At 49.6% G+C, this 16,946-nt stretch carries 17 protein-coding genes and 1 pseudogene; 4 read left to right on the forward strand and 14 right to left on the reverse strand.

The features are described from left to right. Positions 1 to 178: 178 nt before the first annotated feature. From BCY86_RS10565 to dapA, 11 genes and pseudogenes are all read right to left on the reverse strand, one after another. Entirely contained in the window at positions 179 to 313 is a 135-nt protein-coding gene (locus tag BCY86_RS10565; RefSeq protein WP_275935823.1) for a hypothetical protein, read from the reverse strand. Between the two features lie 109 nt (positions 314 to 422). Then, a complete protein-coding gene (locus BCY86_RS07685) occupies positions 423 to 695 on the reverse strand; it encodes a hypothetical protein (RefSeq protein WP_075277204.1) in 273 nt (90 codons plus the stop codon). A 900-nt stretch (positions 696 to 1,595) separates the two neighbouring features. Next, positions 1,596 to 2,483 carry an SEC-C metal-binding domain-containing protein gene (locus BCY86_RS10835; RefSeq protein ID WP_420814556.1) on the reverse strand — a complete coding sequence of 296 codons (888 nt, stop codon included), beginning with the start codon at positions 2,481 to 2,483 and terminating at the stop codon, positions 1,596 to 1,598. Positions 2,484 to 2,669: 186 nt separating this feature from the next. Then, positions 2,670 to 4,661, reverse strand: a pseudogene (gene secA, locus BCY86_RS10840) (preprotein translocase subunit SecA); the annotation flags it as partial. A gap of 171 nt (positions 4,662 to 4,832) precedes the next feature. Beyond that, complete coding sequence (locus BCY86_RS07695; RefSeq protein WP_075277206.1) at positions 4,833 to 5,819, reverse strand: NAD-dependent epimerase/dehydratase family protein; 987 nt, start codon at positions 5,817 to 5,819, stop codon at positions 4,833 to 4,835. A 33-nt stretch (positions 5,820 to 5,852) separates the two neighbouring features. Then, positions 5,853 to 7,019, reverse strand: a complete 1,167-nt coding sequence (locus tag BCY86_RS07700; protein WP_245776223.1) for a hypothetical protein — start codon at positions 7,017 to 7,019, stop codon at positions 5,853 to 5,855. Between the two features lie 26 nt (positions 7,020 to 7,045). Next, on the reverse strand, positions 7,046 to 7,987 hold the full coding sequence (truA, locus tag BCY86_RS07705) for a tRNA pseudouridine(38-40) synthase TruA (protein WP_172824837.1): 942 nt from the start codon (positions 7,985 to 7,987) through the stop codon (positions 7,046 to 7,048). Then, positions 7,953 to 8,240, reverse strand: a complete 288-nt coding sequence (locus tag BCY86_RS10115) for a hypothetical protein (protein ID WP_172824838.1) — start codon at positions 8,238 to 8,240, stop codon at positions 7,953 to 7,955. Before BCY86_RS10115 ends, truA begins: the two co-directional genes overlap by 35 nt. A gap of 384 nt (positions 8,241 to 8,624) precedes the next feature. After that, positions 8,625 to 9,227 (reverse strand): 16S rRNA (guanine(966)-N(2))-methyltransferase RsmD, encoded by a 603-nt coding sequence (rsmD, locus tag BCY86_RS07715; protein ID WP_075277209.1) that lies wholly within the window; start codon positions 9,225 to 9,227, stop codon positions 8,625 to 8,627. Continuing rightward, the gene (gene dapB, locus BCY86_RS07720) at positions 9,224 to 10,024 is read right to left on the reverse strand and encodes a 4-hydroxy-tetrahydrodipicolinate reductase (RefSeq protein ID WP_075277210.1); all 801 of its coding nucleotides are present in this window, start codon (positions 10,022 to 10,024) and stop codon (positions 9,224 to 9,226) included. The genes rsmD and dapB overlap by 4 nt, the downstream gene beginning before the upstream one ends. Continuing rightward, the gene (dapA, locus tag BCY86_RS07725) at positions 10,024 to 10,944 is read right to left on the reverse strand and encodes a 4-hydroxy-tetrahydrodipicolinate synthase (protein ID WP_075277211.1); all 921 of its coding nucleotides are present in this window, start codon (positions 10,942 to 10,944) and stop codon (positions 10,024 to 10,026) included. Before dapA ends, dapB begins: the two co-directional genes overlap by 1 nt. A 200-nt stretch (positions 10,945 to 11,144) precedes the next feature. On the opposite strand from dapA, the gene rplU reads away from it, so the two are divergent. Continuing rightward, positions 11,145 to 11,459 carry a 50S ribosomal protein L21 gene (gene rplU / locus BCY86_RS07730; RefSeq protein ID WP_075277212.1) on the forward strand — a complete coding sequence of 105 codons (315 nt, stop codon included), beginning with the start codon at positions 11,145 to 11,147 and terminating at the stop codon, positions 11,457 to 11,459. A 9-nt stretch (positions 11,460 to 11,468) separates the two neighbouring features. Further along, entirely contained in the window at positions 11,469 to 11,753 is a 285-nt protein-coding gene (gene rpmA / locus BCY86_RS07735) for a 50S ribosomal protein L27 (protein WP_075277213.1), read from the forward strand. Here rpmA and feoB read toward each other — a convergent pair. From feoB to recD2, 3 genes are read right to left on the reverse strand one after another with little or no spacing between them, the layout of a single operon-like run. Continuing rightward, positions 11,726 to 13,657 carry a ferrous iron transporter B gene (gene feoB, locus BCY86_RS07740; RefSeq protein ID WP_075277214.1) on the reverse strand — a complete coding sequence of 644 codons (1,932 nt, stop codon included), beginning with the start codon at positions 13,655 to 13,657 and terminating at the stop codon, positions 11,726 to 11,728. The genes rpmA and feoB overlap by 28 nt on opposite strands. Before the next feature lie 41 nt (positions 13,658 to 13,698). Further along, the gene (locus BCY86_RS07745; RefSeq protein ID WP_075277215.1) at positions 13,699 to 14,079 is read right to left on the reverse strand and encodes a FeoA family protein; all 381 of its coding nucleotides are present in this window, start codon (positions 14,077 to 14,079) and stop codon (positions 13,699 to 13,701) included. Positions 14,080 to 14,118: 39 nt separating this feature from the next. Further along, positions 14,119 to 16,353: an SF1B family DNA helicase RecD2 gene (gene recD2, locus BCY86_RS07750; RefSeq protein WP_075277216.1), complete on the reverse strand. Its 2,235-nt coding sequence runs from the start codon at positions 16,351 to 16,353 to the stop codon at positions 14,119 to 14,121. 59 nt (positions 16,354 to 16,412) lie between these two features. Here recD2 and BCY86_RS07755 point away from each other — a divergent pair, with 59 nt between their 5' ends. Both BCY86_RS07755 and BCY86_RS10845 read left to right on the forward strand, forming a co-directional pair. Continuing rightward, positions 16,413 to 16,730: a MarC family protein gene (locus tag BCY86_RS07755; RefSeq protein ID WP_275935857.1), complete on the forward strand. Its 318-nt coding sequence runs from the start codon at positions 16,413 to 16,415 to the stop codon at positions 16,728 to 16,730. Further along, positions 16,657 to 16,848, forward strand: coding sequence for a MarC family protein (locus BCY86_RS10845; protein WP_083604275.1), 192 nt, complete (start codon positions 16,657 to 16,659; stop codon positions 16,846 to 16,848). Before BCY86_RS07755 ends, BCY86_RS10845 begins: the two co-directional genes overlap by 74 nt. The last annotated feature ends 98 nt before the right edge of the window (positions 16,849 to 16,946 follow it).

A 16,946-nucleotide genomic window follows, 5' to 3' on the forward strand; every position in this document is an offset into this window, starting at 1 on the left:
ATATGTCTGCCCCATCCGATGACACCCTCAGGTCATGTGAATGTCGTCTCAATTCATAATACGTAGAGTTTCTCACCTATTCTTGGGAATGCACTAGCCGCCACAACGCTTGAAGTGCTGGAATATCCTTGATAACTCTACGAGTCTGTGCGTGTACACCCCGGTGAATGCTCATCAATTATTTCCCCATCCATCCGAGTTGGTCAGGAGCCATGATCCATTCTATTTCTTCCCAAATGTCTTGGGTAGCACTAGAAGGAAGAAAAAATGTCTTCCGCGCTTCCTTCCACAAGAAGAGACCATAAGAAAGCATCCGTATCTTTTCCTCATTCTACGCATCCCTCCTTGCTCTAGATTCCTCAGTTCCTGGGATGTTTTGAAGCCACCCAGAATGGGCATGCCCAGCTGTTCCAGCTATCACATTAAGTCCGATGAAGACACCCTCCCAGCATGGATGTCAGTTGGTGCTTACTCACATCTAATTTCAATGTGTACTCAAAAGTTTCTTCTTTCACCTTCCACCAATTTTGAATATCAGGAGCGAAAGAAAGTGTAGAGCGAATGGCCAACCCGTGCTCATCAATAAAGAAAAACCAACTGGCCTTCTGACGCATCTGTGAATCTTCAAGGAGAGAGGAAAAAATCCACAAATTGCAAAATTCCCCTAGATTTACCTGAAGAAGCCATCGCTTCATCTTGTCTTCATCGATAACGCGGAAGGAGTTAACAGAACTGGGATTCAATGATTTAATTCGACCATCGGCCGCCTGTATGTACGGCTTATGGTATTAAAATAAAAAAGGTCATGCCGATAAGGGGCTTCCCATCCCCATCCATGGGGATGCTTCTTTTTCTTATACGGAAAGGTGCATGGAACACTCCTTCCAACGCCCCCAATGTAAAGTCACCATCCCCTGACCTGAATATTATTATTGTCATTCAGCAGGGAGTAAAGCACAAACAAGATGCCCAAGACAAATAAGGTTTAGGGCTATGCATCAAAGAATGTTTTGATGGTCTAAGAGCTGCCGTGACATGCTCCTCGGCAATCCGTAAGATAAAGTCAAGAGAGGGTGTGGGATTGTTTTGTAAAGCTTCTAGATAGGAAGGGGTTCTGTGCTGTGCTTCCCTCTAAACCTTTCTTTCGAATGCTGCTTTCAACGGAACTAGAAACGGGAAGGAGCGATCCCTGAAATCCACATACACTCCGGAATCATCAAACTGTTTATCGTGATGTTCCCGTTGATGCCGGCTCCACGTTTATTGAAGAGTCTGGACAATATTCCAATTATACGATTCGATATCCAAGAAGGGATTTGATACCCCCCTGTGAATCTCTTGGTGTATTGCCATCGCCTGCTTCCAAACCCACTCAGAAAGTTCTAATCACTTTTCATGGAATTTTTCTATGACTTCAGGGAGAAAACGCAAAGGGAAAGCTACTGTTGCAGTTCGCATCCCCCACATAGGCAAGACAGAAACAACACGAGCCCACTTCCACACCATCTTTGCTTATCCCTTTCTGCCATAGTCCACTCCCAGGCAACATGGTAAGCACTCCGGCTATTTTGTCTTAGAAAGTCAGTTTCAAGACATCAAGAGGATTCTTCATCGACACTATCTGGTCCTCCCTCTGCTAGCAAGCCATGACATTTTTTAAACTTCTGCCCGCTTCCACACGGACAAGGGTCATTGCGACCAATTTTAGGTCCATCACGGCGCACTTGAGCGGAGACCCCACTTACTCCACCTGCAACGAGTGATTCCACCCCTTCGCTGTCAAACACCTCATTGCCATGGCGCATTTGCATTAGATGCTCTTGAGCAAAATAGCGCGCTGCACCCTCTCGTTCCATCTGTTCGATTTCGTTCTCTTTCTGCGCCTTAAGCTTGAACACCTTGGCACATACATTACTGGAGACCGTAGCCATCATCTGGATGAAGATCTCATATCCCTCTTTTTTATACTCTTGCTTGGGATCCCGATTGCCATAACCGCGCAAACCGATCCCGTCTCGCAGATGCTCCATGTTGGTTAGGTGCTCTACCCACGCTCGATCGATCTCTTCCAAATAAAAATGGCGGAAAAGCCGCAGCAAAAGCTCAGGCCCTATCTTTTCTTCCTGGGCAAGAAAAGCTTCCTCCGCTTGCTGATAAAGAACGGAAGCAAGCTCCTGAATTTCATGCACTTCTTCGAGACCACAAGGCACGATCCCAATATGATCGGAAACACCAGTCTCTATCGACTTCCAATCCCAATCTTCAGGGGGAACATTTGATGGACAACTCTCTTCCACAACCGCTCCAATAATCTCATCTATTAAATCCAAAAGACGCTCACGCTGCTGCGTCAAGCTGGAAGCGATCTCCTCAAGAAGCCGCTGATACATACGCTTAGGCTCCTTGCTCTCCTGTCCTCCCCACGAAACGAGACACCCCCACAGATGATACACTTCAGCGCGGAGCCCATCTGGATTGATCATCTCCTCCACCCGATCGAGTAGGTCAGGGCTAAGGCTTTGGCCAACTTCTTGAAGCAAAGGCCTGCCGTAAGTAAGGCAGAGACGGAGAAGAGGTTCCTGCACTTGCTCTATCAAACGATCCAATGTCTTGATAGACCTCAACCGCCCTATCGATTTCCCATCCTGACCCAAAACATGAGGCGTATACTGACCAAGAAGGAGCTGCTGACGGATTTTGTACACCGTCCTGCGTTGCTCACTCATGACATCGTCATACTCAAGCACGTTTTTACGAATGTCAAAATTGCGCCCCTCTACTTTTGCCTGGGCATCGCCAATGGAACGCGTTACCCAAGGATGCTCAATAGGCTCACCATCAGGCATCCCCATCCTCTCCATCAGACTCTTAACGCGATCCCCTGCAAAAATTCGCATCAGATCATCTTCCAGCGACAGGTAGAACCGGCTCGAGCCCGGATCTCCCTGCCTCCCTGCACGCCCTCGAAGCTGATTATCGACACGCCGCGACTCATGCCGTTCCGTACCGATAATATGAAGGCCACCCGCCTTGCGAACTTCGTCCCCCTCCGCCCTACACACAACTTCGTATTGCTCGACCAATTTCTGGAATTCTTCTTGCTCTTGCTCGGGATCCCGTCCCTGCTCTTTGAACTGGACTTTGGCAAGCATCTCCGGATTTCCACCGAGCAAAATATCAGTCCCTCGACCAGCCATGTTGGTCGACACAGTGATAGCTCCTTTCCTCCCCGCCTGAGCGACGATATAAGCCTCCTTCTCATGATTCTTAGCATTCAACACCACATGAGAAACCCCTTGCTTTTGGAGAATTCGAGAAATCGCAGCGCTTTTATCGACACTCGTCGTCCCTACCAAAATGGGCTGACCACGATCATTATACTCCGCGATCTCTTTGCTGATCGCGTGAAATTTTTCCTTCTCCGTCTTATACACGAGGTCATCGTAATCGATCCGCTGCACAGGCCGATTCGGTGGGATCGAGACCACATTGAGTTTATAAATCGAATGGAACTCCGCCGCTTCCGTATCGGCTGTCCCTGTCATGCCAGACAGCTTTTTATAGAGACGGAACAAATTCTGGAAAGTAATGGTCGCGAGCGTCCTGGTCTCTTCCTGGATGCGCACATGCTCTTTGGCCTCTACAGCTTGATGCAATCCATCAGACCACCGCCTACCGGGTAGAACCCTCCCTGTAAATTCATCAACAATCAGCACTTTCCCGTCAGGTGACACGAGGTAGTTGACATCCCTCTTGTACAGAGAGTGAGCCCGCAAACATTGATTGAGAATATGGAGCTTTTCTAGATTGACAGGATCGTACAAGTTCTCGATTTCCATCGCTTTTTGAGCGAACTCCACCCCCTCATCAGTCAAAGAGACGGAATGCGCCTTCTCATCGACAACATAATGCTCTTCTTTCCGAAGACGTGGGATGATTTCGTTGATGCTCTTATAATGGTGACTCGAAGGCTCCCCCTGGCCACTGATAATCAAAGGGGTACGGGCCTCATCGATCAGAATCGAGTCCACTTCATCGACAATCGCAAAATGGAGGCCGCGCTGCACGTATTCCAATGCACTGAACTTCATATTATCACGCAGATAATCGAATCCAAATTCATTGTTCTGCCCATAGGTGATATCTGCTTGATAGGTTCTGATCTTCTCCTGTTCCCCTTGAGAATGCGCCACCACCCCCGTCGTCAGCCCTAAAAATGAATAGAGCTTCCCCATCCATTCCGCATCTCGGCGAGCCAAATAATCATTCACCGTCACCACATGAACCCCTTTGCCTTCCAACGCATTGAGATAACAGGGTAAAGTGGCCACAAGCGTCTTCCCTTCGCCTGTGCGCATCTCGGCAATTGCACCTTTGTGCAAAATCATCCCTCCCATCAGCTGCACATCGTAATGGCGCATGCGGAGAACACGCTTACTGGCCTCTCGACAAACAGCAAACGCTTCCACCAAGAGGGTGTCCAGACTTGCACCCACATCGATTCTCCGACGAAATTCGGTAGTTTTCGATTGCAATTCAGCATCGGACAACGCGCTCATGCGAGATTCCAATGCGTTGATAGCATCTACATGTTGCGCAAGCTGCTTGAGCTCACGCTCATGAGAAGTCCCCAACAGCTTTCTAAGAATTCGGGCAACCATTTTCCTTTTCTCTTTTGACTCCTTACACGCTCTCGGTCTTCTTATTGCAATCTCTCAGATTGTTCTCATTCCTATTCCAATCCAATGCTGTCGTAAGGAAGTATTGCACGCTTCCTGTTCCGAATCTTAATCCTTCAGCAACCACTGTGTGGTGTACTGCACTCATAGCAGTCACAACCAACCATGCTCTCGATACCACTGAACGGTATGCCGTGTCCCCTCTGGCCACATCACCGTGGGCAACCAATCCAAATCGCGCTGCGCCTTCTCCGAAGAACAAACCCAATGGGGACTGAGAAGCCCACGGAGCTTATCCCGATTGAGCATCACAGCTCGATTCGTTGCCTTTCCAAACAATTCAGTCCCCCAAGCCACCATTTTGAGCACAGAAAATGGGATCCCCGTCCGGATTATCGCTCTCTTTCCAAGAGCTCGCTCCACATCTTCTAACGCTTCTCGCCATGTATAAACAACACCATCATTGATAAAATAGGCACTCCCACTAGGCACATCGCGTTCGAAAGCTTTAATACAGGCTAAAGCTGCATCCGAAGCATAAATCATGCTCACGGTATTGTACCCCTCTCCAAACATTGGGAGAACCCCTCGAGCAACACTCTGGAAAACAGATAGGATTTCTTTATCTCGCGGACCATAGATCCCAGTTGGTCGCACAATCGTCAAAGGCAACCGATCTTTCATCGCCAAGGCAACGCGTTCAGCAGCCAACTTAGAACGGCCATAACACGTCACAGGATTCGGCACATGCTGATCGTCAAGCAGGGTTCCATCCGGCGAAGGGCCCACCGCTTCCAAGCTAGACACCAATACAAACCGCTTGAGCGAAGGGGCATGTCGAGCGGCTAAAGAAAGAAGATTCTGAGTCCCTTTGACATTAACATCAAAAAATTCAACTTCGTTCCTCGCTTTGACAAGACCTGCACAATGGATTACCCCATCGACCCCACGCAACGCATTAGCCAATTGGTCTACCTGCCCCAATCCCCCTTCTACGAGCTCTACTTGAGGAAGAGAAGTAAGATGAGAAGAATTTGAAGTGGCTCGGACTAATGCTCTCACTTGATAACCGCGCTCAATGAGCTGCTCAACCACGTGGCTCCCTAAAAATCCACTTCCTCCCGTTACAAAAATCTTCATGACCAACCTGTTCTCAAACCTATTTTTGGATCTCTAAAGCGTTTTTGAAAATATACGATATTTTTTATAGAGAGTCGCCCCCATCCTGCGGATCCCTGCATTGACGCGGGTATTGTCTTCAAGCGTCCAACTTAGCTCTCCAAAACGGATACCATGCGTTTTCCCAACGTAATACATCTCAGCATAGAGATAAGCAGAAAGTGAGCCATATCGTCTGACATGCCGATACTGCTTTCGAATCCCAAGAATGGGCACTCTCGCTGTAGTAGGTCCCTGTACCTTCAGCCGATAGAGCAATTTGAGAAGTCCAAAGGGGAATAGCTTCCCTTTTAGATCCCCTATCATTTCATTGATATTCGGCAGCGCTAAAACCACAGCCGCACTCTTCCCATTGATGAAGATAATTCGGGTTAGCTCCGGTATGAGGATTAACCGGAGGTCATTAGCCATCTTCTTGATCTCTTTCTGAGTGAGTGGAACAAATCCCCAATTTTCACTCCACGCATCATTGAAAATATCCACGACAAGCGCAATATCCTCATCGATATTTTTCAACGAAGCAGGACGCACCGTTACTTCAGGGAGGCTTTTAATCTCCTGGTGAGCTTTAACCACCCGCTCATCCAGAGATTTCACCATATACTGCCACGCATACAGGTCTTTTTCCTTTGCATAGCCAGCTTTCTCCAAGAGCTCCGCTTGATACGGGCGATGGTGTGGCATCATAATCATGGGAGGCGTATCAAAACCTTCCACAAGGCAGCCCAACTCTTCGTTGATGGAGAGCGACATGGGGCCAATAACTCGCTTCATCCCCTTTTGACGAAGCCAATCTTCAGCTCCACTCAACAGGGCTTGAGCGACTTCTTCATCCTGAATAGTATCAAAGAAACCGAAGAAGCCAGTATCGTTTTGATATTGACGGAGGTACTCGCGATCGATCTGAGCCGTGACCCGACCGACACAACACCCCTGCCGATAAGCCACCCACACAGCCCCCTCTCCATGTTCAAAAAATGGGTTCTGCTTGGGATGAAGGCGGCTTTTGATTTCTCGATCTAAAGGACGAACGTAAAAAGGATCATATCGGAAGATATCCTCAACGACTTCCAAGAAATCAGTGAGGTCTCCACCCATGAGTAACTGACGAATAGTAACCATTTGATCTAAGGGGTAGCTTGAACCGATACCAACCGTCAACTAAAGGCTTGCTTTTCTTTACTTTTCTATCCTCCTTTAAGCGCTATCTCAGACGAGGAAAACAAATGGGTGGAAGGAGGCCAGAGCTCCCTCATGTTCGATGGGAACTCCAAATCGACCTCTTCCAACGTAAGACCATGCGGGGGAGCAGTAAGCCCTGCATCCTCTCTTTTTCTCGATGTGAATGCACGGTAGAGAGCCCCCTCTTCCAGCTTGCCAGCCCCCACACAGACCAGGGTCCCGACAAGAATACGCACCATATGATACAGAAACGAGTCCCCCTTCATCCGAATGCTCATCCACTTCCCCTGAGTCTCCACCGAGACTTCATGAATTGTGCGGACAGTCGTTTCACGGCGATCCGAAGCACCTCGAAAGGCGGCAAAGTCATGTTTCCCCACCATGGTTTCAGCTTCTCGTTTGAGACACTCCGGATCGACAGCCCACAGCACACGCCAGGCGCGATAGCGAGAAAGGGGATCCCTCCCCTTATCGAAGAGCACCTGGTAGTGATAACGCTTGCTGCGACATGCAAACCGAGGGGTAAAGCCCACCGGAACCAAACAGGCCGACCGCACCGAAACGTCCTCTGGCAAATGATGATTCAAGGCTAACATCCAAGCGCGTGTGGAGAGAACACGACCCGTATCAAAGGCAACCCACTGCGCCTGTGCATGGACACCAGCGTCCGTTCTGCTGGTCCCGCGTATGCGCACAACAGAAGGATCGAGGACTGCAATCGCGTCTCGCAACGTTTGTTCCACCGTGCGGACATTGCGCTGAGAGGCCCATCCATGAAAACCAGTCCCATCATAAGCAACCTCCAAGAGAATCCCCATCCTACCGTCTGTCACAGAGGGGACTGCCTGCGGATATGCTGTAGGGAAAGAATCAAGCAAAGGGGGATTGAGCAAAGGAAGCGATTTCAACCATTCAACGGCGCTTGAGAATAATGGGGAGGTTAACATCAACGCATCTTGTCGTAGGGGGAGGGGGCGAACCCGCTTGCCAAAAGAGCCCCGCCACACAAGAAGCAATGGTAGGATGAGTAATATCATCCTCAATCACATTGGCAAGACATACTTGTCCCTTCCAGCCAACCCGGATCAGCAAGCCGATTCTCCCTCCAAGGGATGGGTCTTCCAAAAGGGCCTGTTCGCAACAACGCATCTTGCTCGCTTGACCCCCGAGGGCTGCCTCAAGGGCCTTTTCGCTTTCCACGTGCACTTCGCAGCTCTGCACTCTTCGATCATCGTCGTAGCGTGATCTGGCGGAGGATGCTTTGCTTCCCGGATCGGCTCGATAAGTGGAATGGTATCAACCTTCGTGATCTGGGGAAAAGAAAAGGAGGCAGTCTGGCGGGCAACAAACTGAATAAAAGCAATCTACTTCGATCGAATAACGCGAAAAAGCTCATTCCACCCAAGACAAGCAGCAAAACAATGATCCCGTAACGCCTCGACAACAGAGACACTTTGTTGGTGTGCAAAGAGAGTTGCGTTTCATATTGATTTATCATTGCCCCTCTACTTTATGTATCCCCTTTTACTACTTCCTAGCGATCACCTACAATTTTCTTCGCGTTTCATCTACAATAAGGGGGGGTTATTTTTCCGATTCTTCACGCACTTTTTGCTTCACCTTATCAGAGAGGCAATACAAACTAAGCGCAGTACTTCCATAGCACCATGTTGATATGTGATCGAGGTGGTGAAGAGCAGGAGGTCGCTGTTTCGCAGAATGCTCAAACAGAATCAGCGCATCCTCGTTCACCCAAAAGGGGGCGACTCCCACCGCTCTTATCACAGAAGATGAACTCGCTTGTTCACAGTCCCCATAAGGCGGATCTAACAACACAAAATCAAAAGGACCATGAGCGCGAATGGGAGAGAGTGCTTGCTCAACAGAAAGAGGCAGGACAGAGGCTCTCGATGCCAAACAGAGCATCTGGAGATTCTGCTGAATCACCTTGTGCATAGCTCGTGAGGACTCCACCATTACAGTCCCATCTGCCCCCCTGGAAAGCGCTTCCAAGCTGAATGCCCCTGTCCCCGCATACAGATCGAGAACGCGAGCCCCTTGGAGTGTTTTGCGAGCCTCCAGAATTGAAAAAGCAGCCTCGCGCACGCGATCGGAAGTAGGACGCACCGACTGTCCAGAAGGTCCAAGCAACCTACGCGAACGGTAAAGACCTCCTACAATTCTCACGACAGCAAATCAGCAAAACCATAACGACCCGGTTTCTGAGCAACCAGCCAGCGCGCTGCGTTGAGGGCACCCCGAGCCCACACATCTCGATTGTCGATCCGACACGTCAATTCAAGCCGCTCCTGCCTACCCACGAAATAAACCGTGTGCTCCCCGATGATCTCTCCTCCTCGAATCGCATGGATCCCGATTTCTTGCTCCTTGCGCGCACCCACTTGCCCCTGTCGACCATAGATCACTGGACTCTCCTCCTCCCTCACCGTTTTCACAAGGGAAGCCAGTTTCAGCGCCGTTCCACTCGGAGCATCCTGCTTATGCCGATGATGTACCTCCACAATCTCCACATCATAACTCGAGCCGAGCCATCGAGCTGTTTGCTGCACTAGCCGCCCCAAAATCTCGATCCCAAAACTCATATTAGGCTCTCGAAAAACAGGAATTGCGGCAGAAGCCCGCCCTATTTCTTGTTCTTGAGCTTCTGTAAGACCTGTCGTACCACTCACAAGGGCAATTTGATGCTGGCATGCAGTCGCCAAAAGATCTGGAATCACATCAGGGGCAGAGAATTCAATCACCACCTGTGCCTGCAACGTTGCAAGAGAAGCGAGATCAGGAGTGATCGATAGGCCAAGCCTGCGCTCTATCTCAACCAGGCCTTCTGATTCCCTCTTGCGCTTTCCCCTCCTCCCAATCGCGCAGACGATCTTTACCTCGGGCATGGCCGCAGCAAGACGGAGCACGCACTGCCCCATCCTTCCTGAAGCTCCGATCACAGCAAGCCGAATAGGAGCGCGCATTAGTAGTCTCTCTCGCGTTGTCGTTTGTGATACGTTTCGAGCACGGAAGACAAATGATCCCGAGTCGCCTGTTTAGCAGGCACAAGAGGGAGGCGAAGGCTATTCTGGATCCAACCTTGTAAAGCCAGTGCAGCCTTGATGGGGACAGGATTCGTTTCCTGAAGCATCGCTGCATGAACAGCCACCAACTCAAGATGAGCACAGCGAGCCTCTTCCAAACGCCCCTCCAACCCCAAGCGAACAACACGACCCACCGCTGCTGGCAACAAGTTAGCGGTCACGCTGATCACCCCTTTGGCACCCACTGCAATCATAGGCAATACAATCTGGTCTTCACCAGATAAGACAGCAATCCGATCTCCCCAGTTGCTCACAATTTGTTGCGTTCGAAGCACATTCCCAGTCGATTCCTTAACCCCTAGGACATGAGGAGCCCGATCACAGATCCGAGCGATTGTATCAGTCATCAGATCAACCCCCGTCCTCGCAGGAACATTGTACAGGATGAGGGGACACGAAACAGCCTCAGCAACCGCCATAAAATGGGCAAACAGCCCCTCTTGATCAGGCTTATTGTAATAGGGGGTAACCACCATCAGACCATGAACTCCATCCTTTTCAGCCAACCGTGCACGCTCGATGGTTTCTTGTGTACAGTGAGTCCCTATATTTGCAATCACAGCAATCCCCGTCCCCTTCAAATACTCAAGGGTGTGCATGAGAATATCCTGTCGTTCCCGGTCCGTAAGTGTCGGCGACTCTCCTGTAGTGCCACATACCACAATCCCTGTAACTTTCGCCTCGCGCTGCTCATCGAGGAGCCGATCGAGCGCCACCCAGTCGATCGTCTTGGAAGGGGAATCCACAAAAGGGGTCACTAAAGCCGTGAACGTACCCTGCAAAGAAGACAAAGTCAGCATTCCTTTAGCTTACTCTTTAACCCCCTCCAAAGAAACCGAAAATAACCCTTGCCACGGCTATAGGTAGACTGTACCCCTTTACAAACAGAAAAGAACTGATCTAAGAAAGGGGTTTTATTCATAAAAACTTGCTCCGGCGTTCTCTTTCTTAATGCAGATGAGAAAGTGCGGCTTTACGATGAAGATGAAGTGGGAGACGCATGACATATGCAATTTTTAAAACAGGTGGTAAGCAGTATCAAGCAGTAGAATCCCATTGCTTGCAGGTAGAAAAATTAAACGGTTCCGTTGGAGATACGATCACCTTTGAAGAGGTGCTGATGATCGGCGGAGACCACATTCAAATCGGCCAGCCATGGGTGCCTGGCGCAAAAGTACATGCTATGATTAAAGCACACGGCCGGAGTAAAAAAATCATTGTATTTAAATTCCGACGCCGCAAGAATTATCGCCGCAAGCGAGGGCATCGGCAACCCTTTACCACAATCCAAATCACCCAAATAGCGACTTCATAAGGTAGAACAATGGCACACAAAAAAGGGGCAGGGAGCACCCGGAATGGACGTGATTCCAACGCTCAACGCAGAGGGACCAAAGTATACGAAGGGCAAAGGGTCAGCGCAGGAAATATCCTGAGGCGCCAAGTCGGAGCCACTATCCATCCAGGTAAAAACGTAGGATGTGGCAAAGACTTCACCCTCTTCGCTAAAATCGATGGGATCGTCAAATACGAATGGAAAACAAAGACCAAAAAACAAGTCTCCGTTTATCCCATCTCAGCTTATCTAAACAGCTGCACTAGCCGATAGGCTAACCAAGCGCACGCATAAGCAAGCGCATAGGTGTATGCAAAAAGAAAGAGAGGCCATTTCCATGTCCTCGTCTCACGGTGTATTGCTGCTAAAGTGCTTGTGCATTGACAAGCTAGCAGAAAAAAAGTCAACAAGGCAAACCCTGTAGCTGCTGTATAAGCTGCTGTTCCATCTGGTTTGGTTGCCTTTTGTATCCTTTGAGCGAGAGGCAAAATAGGTTCTTTTGCCTCTTCCCCTTCCAATCCAAACACAACGCTCAAGGTGCCTACCATCACCTCACGAGCCCCCAGTGCTCCGATCAGGCCGACGTTAATCCGCCAATCAAAGCCAATCAGATTCGTCACAGGCTCAAGCGCTTTTCCTAGCGTCGCAGCGATGCTCTCCTCAATCGCAACCGTCCCATCCAATTCTTGCGAGTCGTTTCTCAATGAATGGATGGGGGAAGGGAGCGTCAAAAAGACCCACATCAGAGAAGAGGCGATCAGGATACTAACTCCCACCTCTTTGATAAAGCGGACGGCATCCCTCTTCGCTGCGCTCAGAATGACCCTCGCCTTAGGGAATCGATAGGGTGGAATTTCAGCCAAAAGCGGGAGAGAGCGGCCTCGGATTACCGTTCTACGGAGTAACCAAGCGACCACTAAGCCCATAGCGACCCCACACCCATACATCCCCAAGAAAAGCAATGCCTGAACCCACGGTCCCGCTGAAGCAAAAAAAGCAGAAATCAGAAGACTATACGTGGGAAGCCGAGCAGAACAGGTCATGAGCGGAATCACAAGAAGCGCAGTCAACCGTTCAAGTGTATCTCGAATCACGCGCGTAGCCCCGATCGCAGGGACTGCACAAGCATGTCCCATCAATAAAGGCAAAAAGGAACTGCCGCTGAGACCAAAAAAGCGCAGGAACCGATCGACCAAAAAAGCCCCGCGCACCAAATAGCCGCTCGCTTCCAGACATTCGATAGCAACCGTCAACATAACCACTTGCGGCACAAAAGCAAGCAGCGTTCCCCCCCCTTCCAGCAGCCCATTGATCAGGAAAGAGCTGAAGAGATGTTGACCCCATTGGTCGAGCAAGGCTGTCTCTATCCATGCCAAAACCTGCTCAAGCGTTTGTGTAATAAAATGAGAAACAAAGAAAATCGCAGCGAGCAAGGTTACCAAAAGACTACCAAACAGAAGAAGGCCTGCCACAGGATGGAGTAATATCCGGTCGAGTTGAGCTGAGCGTTGATCCCACTCAGAGGTGTTTTTCGGCAGAAAAGGGGTTAGCACGCGCTGGGTGAGTGTGTATGGGTCCCACACTGATTCGGAAGAGGAGATTCGTCGAACAGTTAAATCGATAAGCGTTTCAAAAAGAGGGGCGCGGCTGATCTCGTCGCGCGCATCAACAAGCAGAGCAGGAAGTCCCAGCGTTTGTTCAAGCAGATCAATATTAAGAGCTTGTCCTCGTTGCGCAAGCCGATCGGCCTGGGTGATCACCAACAAAGGCGCAAATCCTGCGTGGAGAAGCTCTCGCGTCAATCCCAAATGGAGGGGGAGTTGCGTTCCGTCGAGCACTTGGATGAGCGAGAAAGAGCACCCCTCTCCATTCACCGCTAGCTGAGAAAGGAACTGGTGTGTAATCTCTTCGTCTGTTCCCTGTTCATTCGCTGTTTTCATGGAATAAATTCCGGGTAAATCAAACAGGACAAAGCATTGATCCCCCACCACAACCGGTGAGCTCTCCAGTATATCCACGGTAGTACCTGGATAGTTCCCTACTTTTGCTGCCCCTTGAGTCAAGCAATTATAGAGGGTTGATTTACCTGAATTAGGTCGTCCTATCAAAAGGACATGACAAGGCTCTCGCTTCGATAATAGAGGTAAATAAGGGACTGATGCTGCAGCCTCTCTCATCTACCTTTCTCTTTCTCCAGTGCTAAGAAAACAAATGTCCTTCATTGCATAATTCCGGCAACTACAACGCCAATTTCTTTAGCCTCTGGACTAGCCAGCTGTTTCCTCCACCCAAAGAATGCCCGTTGCTCCAACTGCTCAGAAGAATCTGAACCCGTTTGTTGTTGCACTACTACACCCTTTGCCACACTTGCGTCGATTGCCAATTCAGCCCCCATATCCAGTCGCACATGAAGAGGTCCACCTAACATCGCCCGCCTCAAGACGACCAATCGAATCCCTTTCACCACACCGAGAGCAGATAATCGGGCTTTGATCTGTTCCTCAAGGTTAAAATTGATCACCAAAACAGGTGTATGGACAGGGATGCCGATCAACGACAACGTAGAAGTCAGCCAAGAACTAGGAGCTACTGCATACATAACTATAAATGGTACCTTTTTTGATTATGAAATTCAAATTCAAAAATTGCTTTCTGTACGGAGGCGCTGAAGGAGACATGTTCTCCGCCCTTCTTGACGACCTTGAGCAACCGCCATAGACAGCGCACGAGGAGTACTGACGAGCACCACCAATTGTTTGCCTCGGGTCATCCCCGTATACAACAACCTGCGCGATAAAAAAACAGCATGTGAGCTGAGCACGGGCATCACAACTGCTGGGTACTCACTCCCCTGCGATTTGTGAATGCTGCAGGCATAAGCAAGTGTAAGATGATCAAGCATAGAAGAAGTGTAGAAAACCTCTCTCTCCCCATCATCAAAACTGACACGCACTTTTTTCTCAGACACCCTCACTTCCTCAATCCAGCCAATATCGCCGTTCCATATGCTGTGATCATAATCATTGCGGAGCTGCATCACCTTATCCCCCTCTCGAAAGATGCGCCCTCCTTGCTCTACATAATTCCCTATTGGATTGAGAACATACTGAAGAGTCTTATTGAGCATTTGAACACCCACAGGACCCTGATGACAAGGGGTGAGCACCTGAATCTGCCGCAGAGGATCGAAGCCAAATTTATCGGGGATTCGTTTGGTGACAAGCTCCACAATGAGACTGCGCGCCGCTGCCGCATCGACACGCTGAATGACAAAAAAATCCGCAAGCGAATGCTCAGAAGAAGCGGTTTGAGGCAATTGACCAGCCTGAATGCGGTGCGCGTTCATCACAATCAGACTGGATGCATGCTGACGGAATACCCGCGAAAGTCGAACACAAGGAACGATATTGGAATCGATCAGATCTCCGAGTACCCGACCAGGACCGATGCTGGGAAGTTGGTCGACGTCCCCCACAAAAACAACTCGCGTGCCCGGCAAGATCGATTGGAAAAGCACATCCGCAAGAGGCAAATCGAGCATAGAAGCCTCGTCGATCACCAATGCTTGAATAGGCAATGGACAGCAAGCACCTCGCCCAAACGCTCTTCTACGCGGGTCAAATTCAAGGAGCCGATGCAATGTCATCGCCTCATGACCGGTTGCTTCACTCAAACGCTTCGCAGCCCGTCCCGTGGGTGCAGCCAACCGAACTTCCATCCCTGCTCTCTTAAAAAGAGTCAAAAGAGCCCGCATGACTGTGGTTTTGCCAACTCCAGGACCACCAGTCACGATGGTCACGGGAGATCGGCAGACCTCTTCAAGAGCAGTCCGCTGCTCAGGAGCGAACGACGCACCTGTGTCTTTTTGAAATATCCGAACTCCCTCATCCACACCCGACAAAGGGACGAGCGGAGCTTCGAGAAGCGCTCGTACGCGATGAGCTACCCGCATTTCCGCATGATACAAATAGGCGAGAAATACCTTTGTACAGTGAGGATTCGTTCGTTCACGAAACAAGACCTTTTTCTCTTCCAATCGATCCAACGCTTCTTCGATCGGCTGTTGACTTGATGGCTCAGTCGGAAGCTCCAAAAAAGTTGCTGTTTGCTCAATTAGTACCGACTCTTCTTGAAACGTATGCCCTTGATCCCGCTGTTCTTCCAACAAATGCCTGATGGCAGCTTGAATCCGTTTAAAAGAATGAGCGGAAATGCCTAAGCCTCTGGCAACTCGATCAGCCGTTAAGAATCCAACCCCAGACATTTCATGCATAAGAGAATAAGGATCCCGAGCCACAACCTCAAGAGAGCGAGAACCATATCGTCGCATGATGCGAACTGCAAGCGCAGAGGGGGAGAGGACATGCCCATCCAAAAGAAGCATCAATTCGCCAGCGATGCGCTGTTTCTCCCAAGCCTGCTTGACCTGTTCAATCCGCCTGGCTCCAAATCCATCGACCTCAGCCAATCGATGAGGTTCTTGATCGAGAATAGAAAGTGTTCGTAATCCGAATGTACCCACCACTTTCTGTGCTAGGATTTTTCCTATCCCTTTAATCCGACCTGAACCTAAATACCGTTTAAGAGAAGAAAGCGTCTTAGGGGCTAATTCCACAATACTTTGAGCAACAAAACGCCTACCATACTTGAGGCTATCCTCCCATGAACCACGCACACGAACGAACGCACCCACTATCAGCGGTGGAAGAATCCCAACCACCGTAATAGTACCCCCCTCCTCTCCTTTCATCTGAAAGACGCGAAAGCTTGATGTTTCGTTTTCAAAGGTGATCCTTACGATCTCCCCTTCCACCATTGCTGCAGTCGAATCGAGATAGTCACGCTCGTTGTTTTTAACTATCGGGACGTCCATGCATCCTCACGTTCTACGATAAGCTTCAAACAAACCAAATTCCACCTTCCGATACCATCATCTCTTTCAAAATAGCGGGTGGGATCCTGCTATTTATTGTCTCACTTCAGATGATGGAAGCCAAACATTCAAACACACGCATCACTTCCCAAGAGCAACTTGAAGCAGAAGACACAGTAGAGCAGCATAGCGGGACAGGGATTGTCCCTTTTGGACTTCCTCTCCCCTCGGGCCCTGGTGCAATCGTTACTGTCATGGTGCTCATCGCTAAATCCGAATCAAAAATGCAGCGCATCGGTGTCTATGCAGCCATTGCAGGAGTCAGCCTCTTTTTCCCGTTTCCTTCTTTACTTTTCCAACTTCCTATCCTGTTTTAAACAGACAGGTATCAACCTTATTGGGCGAGTCATAGGCCTCATTTTCGCAGCCATCGGGCTTCAGTTCACTCTCGATGGGCTCACCGAAGCCCTCCCCCTCCTCACCTCTCTCTCCTGATTCCACCCTTAACAAGATAGACAGAAAAGAACCAAAAAGACGGACTTACCTCCTCCCGTTTTAGAGATGAGATAAGATGAGATGAGAAAGGATAGCTT

It is taken from the genome of Pajaroellobacter abortibovis (assembly GCF_001931505.1).
GTDB classification, from domain to species: Bacteria; Myxococcota_A; Polyangia; order Polyangiales; family Polyangiaceae; genus Pajaroellobacter; species Pajaroellobacter abortibovis.